At 40.0% G+C, this 14,949-nt stretch carries 13 protein-coding genes; 1 reads left to right on the forward strand and 12 read right to left on the reverse strand.

Translation table 11 applies throughout. The features are described 5' to 3' along the window. Position 1: 1 nt before the first annotated feature. The 5 genes from M2R48_RS10565 to M2R48_RS10585 form a co-directional block, all read right to left on the reverse strand. The gene (locus M2R48_RS10565) at positions 2-775 is read right to left on the reverse strand and encodes an enoyl-CoA hydratase (protein ID WP_262086072.1); all 774 of its coding nucleotides are present in this window, start codon (positions 773-775) and stop codon (positions 2-4) included. A gap of 55 nt (positions 776-830) precedes the next feature. After that, the gene (locus M2R48_RS10570) at positions 831-1,958 is read right to left on the reverse strand and encodes an acyl-CoA dehydrogenase family protein (protein WP_262086073.1); all 1,128 of its coding nucleotides are present in this window, start codon (positions 1,956-1,958) and stop codon (positions 831-833) included. A 73-nt stretch (positions 1,959-2,031) separates the two neighbouring features. Next, positions 2,032-3,684: an AMP-binding protein gene (locus tag M2R48_RS10575; RefSeq protein WP_262086074.1), complete on the reverse strand. Its 1,653-nt coding sequence runs from the start codon at positions 3,682-3,684 to the stop codon at positions 2,032-2,034. A gap of 103 nt (positions 3,685-3,787) precedes the next feature. After that, positions 3,788-4,678 (reverse strand): 3-hydroxyisobutyrate dehydrogenase, encoded by an 891-nt coding sequence (gene mmsB / locus M2R48_RS10580; RefSeq protein WP_004720378.1) that lies wholly within the window; start codon positions 4,676-4,678, stop codon positions 3,788-3,790. 15 nt (positions 4,679-4,693) lie between these two features. Further along, complete coding sequence (locus M2R48_RS10585; protein ID WP_262086075.1) at positions 4,694-6,211, reverse strand: CoA-acylating methylmalonate-semialdehyde dehydrogenase; 1,518 nt, start codon at positions 6,209-6,211, stop codon at positions 4,694-4,696. Between the two features lie 165 nt (positions 6,212-6,376). Here M2R48_RS10585 and M2R48_RS10590 point away from each other — a divergent pair, with 165 nt between their 5' ends. After that, entirely contained in the window at positions 6,377-7,258 is an 882-nt protein-coding gene (locus M2R48_RS10590; RefSeq protein ID WP_004720374.1) for a LysR family transcriptional regulator, read from the forward strand. Positions 7,259-7,408: 150 nt separating this feature from the next. Here the strand turns inward: M2R48_RS10590 and M2R48_RS10595 are convergent, their stop codons facing one another. The 7 genes from M2R48_RS10595 to M2R48_RS10625 form a co-directional block, all read right to left on the reverse strand. Further along, a complete protein-coding gene (locus M2R48_RS10595) occupies positions 7,409-9,613 on the reverse strand; it encodes an OsmC domain/YcaO domain-containing protein (RefSeq protein WP_262086076.1) in 2,205 nt (734 codons plus the stop codon). A gap of 249 nt (positions 9,614-9,862) precedes the next feature. Next, positions 9,863-10,453, reverse strand: coding sequence for a TerD family protein (locus M2R48_RS10600; protein ID WP_262086077.1), 591 nt, complete (start codon positions 10,451-10,453; stop codon positions 9,863-9,865). A gap of 17 nt (positions 10,454-10,470) precedes the next feature. After that, complete coding sequence (locus M2R48_RS10605) at positions 10,471-11,187, reverse strand: TIGR00266 family protein (protein ID WP_004720370.1); 717 nt, start codon at positions 11,185-11,187, stop codon at positions 10,471-10,473. A 14-nt stretch (positions 11,188-11,201) separates the two neighbouring features. Beyond that, entirely contained in the window at positions 11,202-12,509 is a 1,308-nt protein-coding gene (locus M2R48_RS10610; protein ID WP_262086078.1) for a VWA domain-containing protein, read from the reverse strand. A 116-nt stretch (positions 12,510-12,625) separates the two neighbouring features. Further along, the gene (locus M2R48_RS10615) at positions 12,626-13,204 is read right to left on the reverse strand and encodes a TerD family protein (RefSeq protein WP_004821595.1); all 579 of its coding nucleotides are present in this window, start codon (positions 13,202-13,204) and stop codon (positions 12,626-12,628) included. 2 nt (positions 13,205-13,206) lie between these two features. Next, entirely contained in the window at positions 13,207-14,319 is a 1,113-nt protein-coding gene (locus M2R48_RS10620; protein WP_262086079.1) for a DUF475 domain-containing protein, read from the reverse strand. A 16-nt stretch (positions 14,320-14,335) separates the two neighbouring features. Beyond that, positions 14,336-14,911: a TerD family protein gene (locus M2R48_RS10625; RefSeq protein ID WP_056511216.1), complete on the reverse strand. Its 576-nt coding sequence runs from the start codon at positions 14,909-14,911 to the stop codon at positions 14,336-14,338. Positions 14,912-14,949 lie beyond the last annotated feature (38 nt).

Here is a 14,949-nt window from a genome sequence, read left to right on the forward strand (position 1 = left end):
GTTATTGATTTTTAAAGTTGGCTTGGCGTTTATCAACAAAGGCTTGCATGCCTTCTTTTTGATCCAAAGTAGCAAAAATTGAATGAAAGGTTCGTCGTTCAAAACGTAAACCTTCCGCCAAACTCACTTCAAAGGCACGATTAATTGATTCTTTGATCATCATTGTCGACACCAATGATTTTTCAGCAATTTTTTCAGCAGCACTTAAAGTCTGGGTTAAAAGCTCTTCAGGGCTAAACACACGGGCAACTAAACCACTCAGTTCTGCCTCAATTGCCCCCATTTGTCGAGCGGTTAAACACATTTCCATCGCTTTGGCTTTACCTATGGCAAGGGTTAAACGCTGTGTACCCCCAATGCCTGGAATCACGCCTAAAGTGACTTCAGGTAAGCCAAATTTGGCATTATCCGCACAGTAAATAAAATCACACATCAGTGCCAACTCACAACCACCACCCAAGGCATAACCACTGACAGCTGCGATTAAGGGTTTACGGCGTTGCGCAATTCGATCGGCAAGGTTAAAAAAATCATCAAAATAAATATTGGGAAAGTTCAATCCCGCCATTTCTTTAATATCAGCACCTGCTGCAAAGGCTTTTTCTGAACCAGTCAGCACCATACAGCCAATATCCTGATCCTTTTCTAAGTCATCTAAAGCTAAATTTACTTCTTGGATTAATTTTGAATTTAATGCGTTTAAAGCCTTTGGGCGATTGAGTGTAATTAAACCTACACCTTTATGTTTTTCCAGTAAAATCGTTTCAAATTGCATATTCATTTCCTTATCTGTTTTATCTCATCATCTGATACACAGCGATTAACTCTATTTATAAACTTCGCGCAATCACTAAACGCTGGATGTCACTGGTACCTTCATAGATTTGGCAAATACGTGCATCACGATAAATTCGTTCAATTGGAAAATCTTTTAAATAACCATAACCACCAAAGATTTGTAGTGCAGCAGAACAGACACGCTCTGCCATCTCTGAGGAAAATAATTTTGCCATTGAGGCTTCATTGAGACAGGGCTTGCCTGCTTCTTTCAATCGTGCGGCATGATGGACCAATTGACGAGCTGCTTCGATTTCTGTTGCCATACTGGCCAAACGAAAAGCGATTGCCTGATGTTCAAAAATCGGTTTTCCAAAAGTAATCCGTTCTTTGGCATATTTGCTGGCTTCTTCTAAGGCCGCACGTGCCAAACCCACCGCTTGCGCAGCAATACCAATACGACCGCCTTCCAGATTAGACAGTGCTATTTTAAGCCCTTCACCTTTTTGACCTAACATTAAGCTTTTGTGTATACGCACATCAGTCAATGCAATTTGGCAGGTATCTGAAGCATGCAATCCCAGTTTTTCTTCAGTGCGAATCACTTCATAGCCCGCAGTTTTCCGTGGCACAATAAAGGCACTGATACCTTTTTTACCAGCACTTGGATCGGTCACTGCAAATACAATAATTACACCAGCATTATTTCCTGAAGTAATAAATTGTTTTGCGCCGTTAATAATCCAATCCTCACCATCTTTGACAGCTCGGGTTTTCAGTGCTGCTGCATCAGAGCCAGTATGCGGTTCGGTCAATGCGAAAGCACCAATCATTTCACCTTGTGCCAAAGGCAATAAATATTTTTGTTTTTGTTCTTCACTACCAAATTTAGCAATCGGAACACAACCGACTGAATTATGCACACTCATAATGGTAGAGGTTGCGCCATCGGCCGCCGCAATTTCTTCAAGTGCAAGGACATAGGCTAAGTTACCAGTATCTGAACCACCCCATTGCTCTGAAATCAGCATCCCCATAAAGCCCAATTGCCCCATTTGTGACAAGGTTTCTTTGGGGAAAATGCTGTGTTTATCCCATTCCGCAGCATTTGGTTTAATTTGTTCTTGGGCGAAGCTTTTCGCCATGTCCTGAATCAATAATTGTTCTTCAGTAAATTGCATTTCATATTCCTTAGCATCATTTAACATCCTACATTCGGCAAGTTTAGCTTGTCTAGGATGATCCTTACTGGCTTTATACACTTAATTGTTGTTTAGCAATTTCTTGATTTCGTAGTAAAAAGCGTTGAATCTTACCACTTGGGGTCTTGGGTAGCTCAGTGACAAATTCAACTTGTCTAGGATAAGCATGGGCAGACAGACGTTTTTTGACAAATTGCCCAAGTTGTTCAGCCAATTCCTCAGACGGTGTTTTATTTTCAGCCAAAATCACAAAAGCTTTAACGATTTCTGTTCGCTCTGGATCAGGTACTCCAACAACAGCAGCTTCAATCACTGCCTCATGTTCAAGTAATGCACTTTCTACATCAAAAGGTCCAATACGATATCCAGAGGTGGTAATCACATCATCACTACGTCCAACAAAGCTCATACTCCCATCTGCATGTAATTCAGCAGTATCACCGGTCAAATAATAATTTTTGATAAACGGTGATTTACGACTTTCTTTATAGCCACCAAACCACATCATCGGTGATTGACTGATATCTACCGCTAAAATTCCAGCGGTATCGGCAGGCAACTCATTGCCTTGATCATCTACCACAGCAACACGATAACCTGGGCTGGCAAAACCAGCAGCGCCTGCACGGACGTCATGGCTTAAACCATGATGGTTGCACACCACCATGCCCACCTCTGTCTGTCCATAATGATCAAAAATAGGCGCATCAAGCACTTGTTTAAACCAACGAAAAACTTCTGGATTTAAAGGTTCACCAGCACTGCTCACAACACGGAATTTACCCTTTAGTTGTGCCATTTGAGCGGGATCCGCGGCCATCATCATCCGATATGCCGTAGGTGCACCTGCCAAATTGGTAATTTTATAATCATCAATAATTTGACATAAACTGTCTATGCTAAAACCACCTTCATAAAACAAAGTGGCATGACCTAACAACAAGGGTCCAGTGATACCGTAATAAAGTCCATATGCCCAACCTGGATCAGCAATATTCCAAAATGCATCATCTGCACGTAAGCCGATCGCATCTTTCATATAGTTGCCAAAAGCAATTAAGGCTTTGAGAGGAACTTCCAACGGTTTTGCAGGCCCCGTGGTGCCTGAGGTAAACATCAGTAAAAATGGATCTTGAATGCTTTGCATGACCAGATCACATTGCTCAGCATATAGATTGAGTTCTTTCCAAAAATCTAAATCGCCTTGTTGTATAGCATGACCCTGTTGATCAGCGACAGTCATAATTTGTGGACACTGTGCAACTTCATCCAGTTTGCTACGATTGCCGATATCGGTCACAACCAATTTGCTTTTTGCCAGCTGAACTCGATGTTCAATCGCCTTTGGGCCAAATGCAGTAAATAGCGGTTGATAAACTGCACCAATTCGCCAAGCAGCGAGAATCACCACCAATAATTCGGGAGTTCTTGGTAATAAACCAGAGATACGATCACCGGCTTGAATACCCTGTGACTTAAAAAAATTGGCAAACTGACTCGACCATTTTTTCAGTTGAGCAAAGGTATATTGCTCTTTACGACCATCTTTAGCTTGCCAATATAGGGCAACTTTTTCGCGATCTGCTTCCGCATGTCGGTCACAGCATTCATAACAGGCATTCAGTTGATCGACTGAACCTGAGAGCATTTCTTTAACCGCACCATCTAAATTAAATGTTTTAGCAACATCCTGATAATTCAACATATTATATACTCCGGCCTGGATTTATTGTTATTCATGACACGAGTGAATCTATTGGTTTTTCACCACCCATGGGTGGTGAAATTGACTATGCTTCGATTGATGATTAAGTTTCTTTAGGCAAATATTGCTGAATAATGCTGGAAAAATCGAGTTGAGCATTACCTTGCATACACAGTTGCTGATAAAGCTGCTGTACCAAACCACCTAAAAGCAAAGGTTGTTTGACTTGGCCTGCGGCTTCAACAGCCAAACCCAAATCTTTAAGCATCAGTTGAGAGGCAAAGCCATCACTATAACCACGTCCAGCAGGTGCATTTGCAGAAATACCCGGCCATGGGTTACACACTTCCGAGCTCCAGCAACGACCACTTGAACTATTGATTACACCTGCTAATGCTTGTGCATCGATACCGAGTTTTGCCCCGAGCGCCATGCCTTCAGCCACTGCGGCCATTGAAATGCCTAAAATGAGATTATTGCAAATTTTAGCAATTTGTCCTGCACCCACTTCACCACAGTGCACGATGTTCTTACCCATTGGTGCAAGCACAGATTTTACTTGTTCAAAAGCTTTATCATCAGTTCCTACCATAAAGGTTAGCGTACCTGCTTGAGCCCCGATCGTGCCACCTGAAACAGGTGCATCACAAATTTGAATTCCTTGCTCTGCACCAATTGCAGCAATGTCTTTAATAGTTTGTGGATCAATGGTACTGCTGTCGATACATAAGCTGCCTTGTTTAAGCACAGCAAGTACCCCATTTTCACCCAAATACACCTCTTTAACATGCTTTGCGGCTGGCAGCATGGTAATTACCACATCTGCATTTTCTGCTGCTTTCTGTGGACTATTACAAGCAATTCCACCTGCTTCAGTGAAATGTGCGATTGCAACATCACTTAAATCAAAGCCATAAACCGTCAAGCCTGCTTTGAGTAAATTATGGGCCATTTTACCGCCCATATTGCCTAAACCAATAAATGCAATATTCATCCTTGAACTCCTATATTAACGCAAGCTGATGGTGGTATTCACTTCACCTTTTTCTTGTGTGTCTTCGAACCAACGACTGGTAATAGTTTTGGTTTGAGTATAGAACTGTACTGCTTGTTTACCATAAGGCCCTAAGTCCCCTAATTTTGAACCTCTTGACCCGGTAAAGCTAAAGAATGGAACCGGCACAGGAATTGGAATATTGATACCAACTTGGCCGATATCAATAGTGCTTTGGAAAGTACGCGCTGTTGCACCACTTTGAGTAAATAAACCCACACCATTCCCGAACGGATTGGCATTGACCAATTCAATGGCTTGTTCAAGCGTATCAACATGAATAATGGCTAAAACAGGACCAAAAATTTCTTCTGTATAGATGCGCATATCAGTGCTGACTTGATTGAATATGGTTGCACCAACAAAATTGCCATTTTCGTAGCCTTGGACTTGTACGTCTCGACCATCGAGTAAGAGTTGCGCACCTTGTTCAATACCGCTATTAATTAAATCCATAACCCGAGCTTTAGCACGTGGTGAGATCACAGGACCAATATCTGTTTGCGGTTCATGCCCAGCATTGACTTTCAGTGTTTTGGCTTTTTCAACTAACTCATTCACCCAGTTTTTAGTTTCACCGACCATGACAGCAACTGACAATGCCATACAACGTTGTCCAGCCGCACCAAATGCAGCACCAACTAAAGCATTTAAGGTTTGTTCTTTGTTGGCATCTGGCATGACCACGACATGGTTTTTTGCACCCATCATCGATTGCACACGCTTACCATGCTGACCCGCTAAGTTATAGACATGCGTTCCTACTGCTGTCGAACCTACAAATGAAATGGCTTTAATGTCTGGATGCGTACATAGACGATCTACCACTTGCTTGCCACCATGTACCACATTGAGTACACCAGCAGGTACACCTGCTTGTAATGCCAATTCAACCAGCATCATGGTCGATAGTGGATCTTGCTCAGACGGTTTAAGTACGAAGGTATTGCCGCAAACAATCGCCATTGGAAACATCCACAATGGGATCATGGCAGGAAAATTAAAAGGGGTAATTCCAGCACATACACCCAATGGTTGTTGCAAGGTATAAGTATCTACACCACGAGCTACACCTTCAGTATATTCACCCATTTGCAAGGTGCCAATCGAGCAAGCATGTTCAACCACCTCTAAGCCACGTTGGATATCACCTTCTGCATCAGCCAAGGTTTTACCTTGTTCTGCGGTCAAAACACGGGCGATATCTTTCATATTGTCACGAATCAAATCTTGCAGTTTCAGCATGATACGCATACGGGCTTGAATCGGTGTAAAACGCCAAGTTTTAAATGTTTCTTGTGCAGCAGCAATTGCAGCATCAACTTCGTCTAGAGTTGCCATTGGGACACGACCAAGTACCTCTTGGGTCGCTGGATTTAGAATGTCTTGCCATTCAGTAGTATTTGATTCGGTAAATTTTCCATTAATTAATAATTTAGCCGTCGTTGAATGAATATTTGACATTGTGTTCATAACCTCTCCATAGGCAATATTTTTTGTTGTTACATTCTTAGAAAATAGCCAAAAGCAGTATTTTCATCAGTGCTGTTTCAAATCAAACTAACAAAGAAAATATAGATGACCAATAGAAATTAACGCACAATGAATGTGCAAATATGCACAAGGATGTCATACACAATGAAAGTCGATTGGGATCACCTACAGTTTTTTTTAGTTTTAGCGCGTGCCAAGACGTTAACCAATGCAGCTCGTATTATTGGGGTCGAACACAGTACCGTATCTAGACGGATACAGGCGCTAGAATTAGCTTTAGGAACACCGTTGTTTAGACGCGAAGCCACAGGTTATGAACTAACTATGGAAGGCTTGGCGTTGGTGCCCCGTGTCGAGCAAATGGAGCAAGCTTTTTTGCAAATTGAAAAGCCCAACTTACCTTTACAAGGACATGTGCGAATTGGCACACCAGAGGGTTTTGGAACAGCATTTTTAGCCCAGCTATTGGCAGAACTGTCTAAACAATATCCTTTACTCACGATTGATCTTATCCCAGTTCCAAAAATGATTAAGCTGTCGCATCGTGAAGCCGATATTGTGATTTCCATCGATCGTCCTAAGTCAGGACCTTATATTATTACCCGTTTAACCGATTATTGTCTTAAAATTTATGGCAGTAAAAGCTATTTAGAAAGTACCCAAGCGATTAAAAAACTTGAAGATTTAAAAAACCATCAGTTTGTAAACTATATTGACGATTTAATTTACAGTCCTGAACTGTATTGTTTAGAACGTCTGCCATTACAGCTCAATGCGAATTTTAGAAGTAGCAGTATTTTGGCCCAACAAGTTGCTGTGAGTGCAGGTGCTGGATTGGCAATTTTGCCAAAGTTTTTGGCAGAAAATAAACCAGAACTTAAACAGGTGTTACAAGACGAAGTTCGTTTTATTCATACCTTTTGGATGCTAACTTTAGTCGATTTACAGCATGAACCGCGTATAAAATTGGTTTGGGATTTTTTAAGAACACAAGCTGATAAATATCAAAATTTATTGATGGATTAGTTATTATTTTGTTGTTAATGATATTCAGGAATTACCCATTTCATCAGCAGTATAAATTTAAGCCGTTGAATGATTTATCAAATATCATTTTGAAAAATAAAACCCAAGACGAATCTTGGGTATTTCACTTAAGTTATCAATAAAACGCGTTTAACTTGCTAAGCCAACTGCTTTAGCACGTGCCTTATGTAATTTCTTATAACTGTCAATAAGTCTTAAATGACGATCAAGCCCTTCAAGCTGCATACTGGTTTCAGTCAAACCATAAAAACGCATACTGCCGTCTAGAGAACCAATAACTGCATCCATTCGTTCATCACCAAACATACGACGGAAATTCGCTTCATAGTCATCTAAATCCATGTCGTCATCTAGTTCAACTTCAAGCATCACATTCATACACTGATAGAACAAGCCGCGTTCTACAGTATTGGTATTGTATTGCAGGAATTGTTCAACTAAATCTTTGGCTTCTTCAAACTGTTGTAAAGCAAGATAAATCAACAGTTTTAACTCAAGGATGGTCAGTTGTCCCCACACTGTATTATCATCAAATTCAATACCAATTAAAGTCACGATATCAGTGTAATCGTCAACTTCAACCTCTTCAAGACGTTCGACTAAAGCTTCCAGTTGCTCATCATCCAAACGATGAAGATTTAAGATATCTTCACGGAATAACAATGCTTTGTTGGTATTGTCCCAAATTAAATCTTCAACCAAATAAATTTCAGAATAATCAGGTACAATGATACGGCAAGCTGTCGCGCCTAAGTGCTCATAGACTGCCATATAGACTTCTTTGCCCATTTCCTCAAGAATGTTCAACATGGTCTTTACTTCTTCAGCATTGGCATTTTCACCCGCACTGCTAAAATCCCATTCAACAAAGTCATGGTCTGATTTTGCACTAAAGAAACGCCAAGACACCACACCACTTGAATCGATAAAATGTTCAACAAAATTATTCGGTTCAGTCACCGCATTACTGCTAAAGGTTGGTTTAGGTAAATCATTTAAACCTTCAAAACTACGACCTTGTAACAATTCAGTTAAGCTACGCTCTAAAGCAACTTCAAGCTTAGGGTGTGCACCAAACGATGCAAATACGCCACCTGTACGTGGGTTCATCAACGTGACACACATCACTGGAAATTCACCACCCAACGATGCATCTTTAACCAAGACTGGAAAGCCCTGTTCTTCTAGGCCTTTAATGCCCTCAACAATACGCGGGTATTTTGCTAAAACATCTTCAGGTACATCTGGAAGTGCAATTTCTCCCTCTAAAATTTCACGTTTAACCGCACGTTCAAAAATTTCAGATAAACACTGCACTTGAGCTTCAGCTAAGGTATTTCCTGCACTCATACCATTGCTTAGATATAAGTTTTCAACCAAATTTGATGGGAAATATACAACTTCTTGATCTGATTGGCGTACAAATGGTAATGAACAAATCCCACGCTCAGTATTACCAGAGTTGGTGTCATACAAATGTGTACCTAACAATTCATTGTCTGGGTTATATACCTCTAATGTATATTCATCCAATATTTCTTTAGGTAGCGCTCCATTTGGTCCTGGTTTAAACCATTTTTCATCTGGATAATGTACAAACTCAGCATTGGCAATGTCTTGCCCCCAAAACTGGTCGTTGTAGAAGAAATTACAATTTAAACGCTCAATGAACTCGCCTAATGCCGAAGCCAAGGCGCTTTCTTTGGTTGAACCTTTACCATTGGTAAAACACATTGGAGATTGCGCATCACGAATATGTAATGACCATACATTTGGAACAATATTTCGCCATGAGGCAATTTCAATTTTCATTCCCAAACCTGCCAGAATCTCTGACATATTGGCAATAGTTTGCTCTAAAGGTAGATCTTTACCTTCAATATAAGTTGAGCTTTCTTGTGCTAAGTTTGGCATGAGCAATGCTTGTGCATCTGCATCAATACTTTCAACTTCTTCAATAACAAATTCAGGACCTGTTTGGATGACTTTTTTAACGGTACAACGATCGATCGAACGCAAAATACCTTGACGATCTTTATCTGAAATATCCGCAGGCAGTTCAACCTGAATTTTAAAAATTTGTTTATAACGGTTTTCAGGATCGACAATATTGTTTTGCGATAAACGAATATTATCTGTTGGGATATCACGAGCTGCACAATACACTTTGACAAAGTAAGCAGCACATAAAGCAGATGATGCAAGAAAATAATCGAAAGGACCCGGCGCAGAGCCATCACCTTTATAGCGAATGGGTTGATCAGCAATTACTGTAAAGTCATCGAACTTGGCTTCTTGTCGAAGATTGTCGAGGTAATTGACTTTGATTTCCATGTGGGCACCTAAATATTCTTATGTGTTGGCATGGACACATAAAATTTAAATATTGAAAAATAAGCCGAATCACGGAGAAGAAATTGACTTAAAACGAACCAACCTCAACTGAGGTCAGTAATAATGGACGCTATTATAGAATTATTTTACACAATTGATAACTTTAGAATGGAAAGTTTGAAAATACTTTAAACAAAAGCCATTCCTAGAAATGACTTTGTTGATTAAAAATTTTTACAGCCGCGCTTATTATAGCACTGGAATGATCGAAGGAAGCATGTCGTGAATGGTCTTACCATTACAGGTATCGCCAATTGCAGACATTTTCCATGCGCCATTGTGGCGATAAACTTTAGCGATAATCAAAGCAGTATATTTACCTTTCGCTGAAAGGTTATATTTTGCGATTTCAGTATTGGTATTTGAGTCGACTAAACGACAAAATGCATTTTCAACTTTTTCAAAAGTTTGACCACGGAAACTACTAATTGTAAAAACCAGTGCTTTGACTTGTGGTGGAATTTTGGTTAGATCAACATGGATCACTTCATCATCGCCATCACCAGCACCTGTACGATTATCCCCTGAATGCCAAATACTGCCGTCCTTACTTTTTAATTGTCCAAACCATACTGCATCAAGTGGTTGGTTGTTTTCGTCAAAAATAATGACAGACGCATCAAGGTCGATTGAATCACCACCACCGCCACCAAAAAGACCACCTAAAAATCCGCCACTCTTCGCCACATCCCAGCCTGCACCAAGATAAATTTTGGTCAAGGATGAACCATCACCTTTTTCTAAAGAGATTTTTTGACCTTTTACTAAACTAATACTCATGTGTTTCCCTCATAGATTTAATTGTTTCTATTTAAATTTAATGCTGAAGATAACCATGTGAGGTAACTCTTGCGATTTCGGGAACAAATAATGACTTTGCCATTGCCCCTAAACTTAAGCACCATACCTTCACCACTGGTAAAACTGTTTAAAAGATTTCCAACAATTCCGCGGTTTTGTGAACTTGGCATACCAATGTTGTAACTTAAAGACGAATCCCATGCCACAACATGACCATTATCAATGGTGGTTTCTCCATTCTGGGTACTGACATCGACTTCCATCAAAGTACCACAGCCTGAAATACACAGTTGTCCTTGTCCAGATGATTCCATCACCACAAAACCACCTGTATCACCAAAGAATCCACCACCTAAATTTGCTTGAATCTTGGCTTTGACATTGACATGTTCTGTTGCTGCAACAAAAGCCCCATCAGATAAAGTGTATTGCTGAGGTCCTATGTTAAGAATTTGCATATCACCATCTATGTTTGGAGAAAGCAAACACTGTCCATGACCAAATGATGCTTTGATTTCTTGCTGAAACAGCGATTCACCTGTGGTAAATCTACGCATAAATGATTGAAATAATCCGCCGCGTAAATTTCCTGCCAATTCTAAATTTTGCTCAATCATGACCATTGCATCAGATTCACAAAATATTTTTTCTCCCTGTACCAAATCGACCAATAGAAATGGTTCTGGACTGCCTACAAGTTCAAATTTAGCCATTGATTGCCCTCACTTTATCGAATAATGTTTTTATTTTTCGCTTCTTTTAACCACAGTGGAAATTCCTGAAGCAGTGCATCATACAGTTGCGCTTCAGGCATACTTTGAATATTGCTCATTTCAAAAAAATTGCAATTATCTACTACTCGCCCATCCATGGTATCGAGTTGTTCCAACACACCATAGTTACGGCCGCCGATACCCACGAACTGCCAAAAAATAGGAAAACTGGACGCATTTTTAAGAATATTTTTAATCTTTTTACTTTCACTGACCCCGCCATCTGAAACAAATACCACGTATACCGGTAAATGAGATGGATTTTCTTGGGTAAAATATTGGATCACGGCTTCAAGTACAGCGGGTTCATTATTGTAACGTGCACCAGCTTTCCACTTTGGATGACCGCCTTGATCTGTATTGACAAAATTTTCTAAGTTGTTCAAGGTTACATCGCTTAAACGCAAGGATTTTTCTGCAAATGCCCAGCACTCAAAACTGCCATCATCATCAAAATTGACTGCCAAGGGCATAATTCGGTCAAGTACTTTTTGCACATCACCTTTAATATACTGTTGGTGCATTGAACCTGAATAATCGAGCACTAAAGCCACACGAGCTTTTACATCGAGTAAATTGTTTTTTTCTAAACTGATCAAAGACTTTTTAGTAATGTCTACCAAATGCGGTGCTGCATTTTGGATTTTATCCAATACCACTTTCTTTTTCAGATCAATCGTAGATGCGCTATTGCTTATCGATGGGTTTGCTGTTGATGGAGTAGCTGCTGCACTTTCTTCAACTTCTCCCCCAAAGTGCTCAACTAAAGCTTTTAAGCCACCATTAAAACCTTGACCAATTGCAGTGATACGCCAAGCATCACTTTTAAAGTAAATCTCAGTCAGCATCACAGCTTTTTCTTGGCTAAAATTAGAACCATTTAAACGATAACTGGCAACAACCTGACCCTGTTGATTAGCTAACTCAACCTGAATCGATTGTATATTTTGGATTTGAGACTGTTCATTGGCTAAGGTTGCACAAATAACAAAACGTGACGTTCGTGTTGCGTCTATCTTGTTTAAATCAAAGGTAAAGTTATGTATGTTGCCTTGAAGCTGATATTGAACTTCGCCTTTCGGAGTCTGTGGCTGATTATAGAAAGTCATATAATCATCATGGAAAAGTTTATCGTTTGGCGCAATACCAAAACTAGAAATATCGATTTCAAAAGGTGCTTGAACTTGTACACGTACTTTAAACTGTGTCTCTGTCTGCAACAATTGGTGAAGTGCCAGTTTTTGGCCAGTGATGAATTGCATTGTTGTTCTCTATTTAGTACTTGAAAATAATTTTTACTGTGTTCATAAATGAACCGATTTAAACCGAATCACTTTCAAGTACTAAAAGATAAATCTTTTAGTACTGATTTTAAAAATTAAACTGCAACACCATAACTTGCAGCCAAAGCGCCTAAGCCGCCGTTAAAACCTTGACCAACTGCTTTGAATTTCCACTCGCCGCTATGACGGTATAATTCACCAAAGATCATCGCAACTTCTGTACTACCGTCTTCAGATAAGTCAAAACGAGCAAGTTCTTCTGCATTGCTATCTTTGTTGATTACACGGATATAGGCTTTGTCGACCATACCGAAGTTTTGACCATTTTGTTGGCCTTCATGAATGGTTACAGCAAATACAATTTTAGCCACATCTGCTGGAACTTTAGATAAATCAACTGAAATTGTTTCGTCATCACCATCACCGTCACCTGTACGGTTATCACCGTTATGGTTGACAGAACCACAAGGAGAAGTTTTTTGGTTAAAGAAGATGAAGTCGCCATCTAAACGAACTTTGCCATTTTCACCAGTCAGAAAAGCAACAGCATCCAAGTCAAATGCTTTACCATCTGTCACACGAGGATTCCAGCCTAAACCTAAGTCTACTTTATTCATTGTAGGCGCTGTTTTAGACAGGTTGATGTTACCGCCTTTTGATAAATTAATAGCCATTTTTAGTTTCCTTTGTCAGTTGTTGTTTCAAGAGATTGTTTTTTACTATAAGAAATTGATGAGATCACTGCCCAAACAATAAACGCGACACCAATCAGACCTGTTACGACTTCAGGTACATGTAAGCCTGTACCACTTGCAAGCATAATGAATGCAAGTGCACCAATCGCATAATGCGCGCCATGTTCTAAGTAAACATAAGCATCAAGCGTACCTTTTTCTACAAGGTAAACCGTCATCGAACGCACGAAGATTGCACCGATTGCCAAGCCCAGCATAATAATTACCACATCACTGGTAATTGCAAAAGCACCGATTACACCATCGAAACTAAAAGACGCATCAAGTACTTCAAGATATAAGAAGCCACCGATACCGCCTTTGATAATTGTACCTGTTACGGGTGCACCATTATTTGAACTGGTTTGTTCAGTCGCTTGTTCTTGCTCATCATCATGTGAACCGCCTTCAAGCAAGTGTCCGATCACCTGAACACCAACATAAACCACAATTCCCCAGATCCCTGCCATAGTTACAACAAGGCGAGAAGATTCAGGTACAAAATTAGCCATAACCAATAATGCACATAATGAGATAAACACTGAAATCGCTTGAATATTGCCTAGATCAGCGAGTTTTGACTCCAACCAATGGAACCAATGCTCATCTTTTTCATCATCAAATAAGAAGTTAAGGAATACCAAAAGTAAGAACATACCACCGAACGCTGCAATTTCAGCATGGTGTGCCATGAGCTTTTCAGAGTAGGTTTTTGGATCGTTCAGCGCAAGTTTTGCAACCTCTATCATGCTCATGTCTGCAGTGACGCCAACAATGAGTAATGGAAAGATTAAACGCATACCAAATACAGCGATAACAATACCGACTGTTAAAAATAAGGTTCGCCAGAAATGATTCCAGTGTTTAAGTACCGAAGCATTTACTACAGCATTATCAAACGATAAAGAAACTTCCATCACTGCAAGAATCGCAGTAATTGCCAATGCCTTGAACATGGTCATTAGGCCGGCTTGGGGACCATGTGTAAAACCCCAATACGCAGAAATTGCTAGACAAATGATGGTAAAAAGAATCGAAAAGCGAAAATGTTTCATCCATTGAACTCTTATATTAGATGCTTATACCGAACTGTTGGCACATTGCGCTTAAACCGCCAGCATAACCTTGTCCTACAGCTCTAAACTTCCACTCACCATTGTGGCGATATAATTCACCAAAAATCATGGCAGTTTCTGTTGAATAATCTTCATTCAAATCGAAACGAACAATTTCAGTATTGCTTTGATCATTTACCACGCGAATAAAAGCATTTTGAACTTGACCAAAATTTTGACCGCGACTTTCACCTTCATGAATGGTGACTGTAATCGCAATTTTTTGAACATCTGCAGGTACTTGTGCGAGGTTAATGCGAACCGCTTCATCATCACCATCACCCGCACCTGTACGGTTATCGCCTGTATGTTCAACAGAACCTTCAGGTGAACGTGTTTGGTTATAGAAAATGAAATCATGTTCACCACGGACTTTACCGCTTTCGCTTAATAAAAATGCCGAAGCATCTAAGTCAAAATCTGTTCCGTCAGTTGCACGCGCATCCCAACCTAGGCCGACCAAAACTTGGTTTAAACTTGGGTCAGTTTTGCTTAAAGATAAGTTGCCACCTTTGTTTAATGAAATTGCCATTTATATTTCCTCTACTTTATTGCAGTGTGCATTGGTTG

The organism is Acinetobacter sp. I-MWF (assembly GCF_025433935.1).
GTDB lineage: Bacteria > Pseudomonadota > Gammaproteobacteria > Pseudomonadales > Moraxellaceae > Acinetobacter > Acinetobacter guillouiae.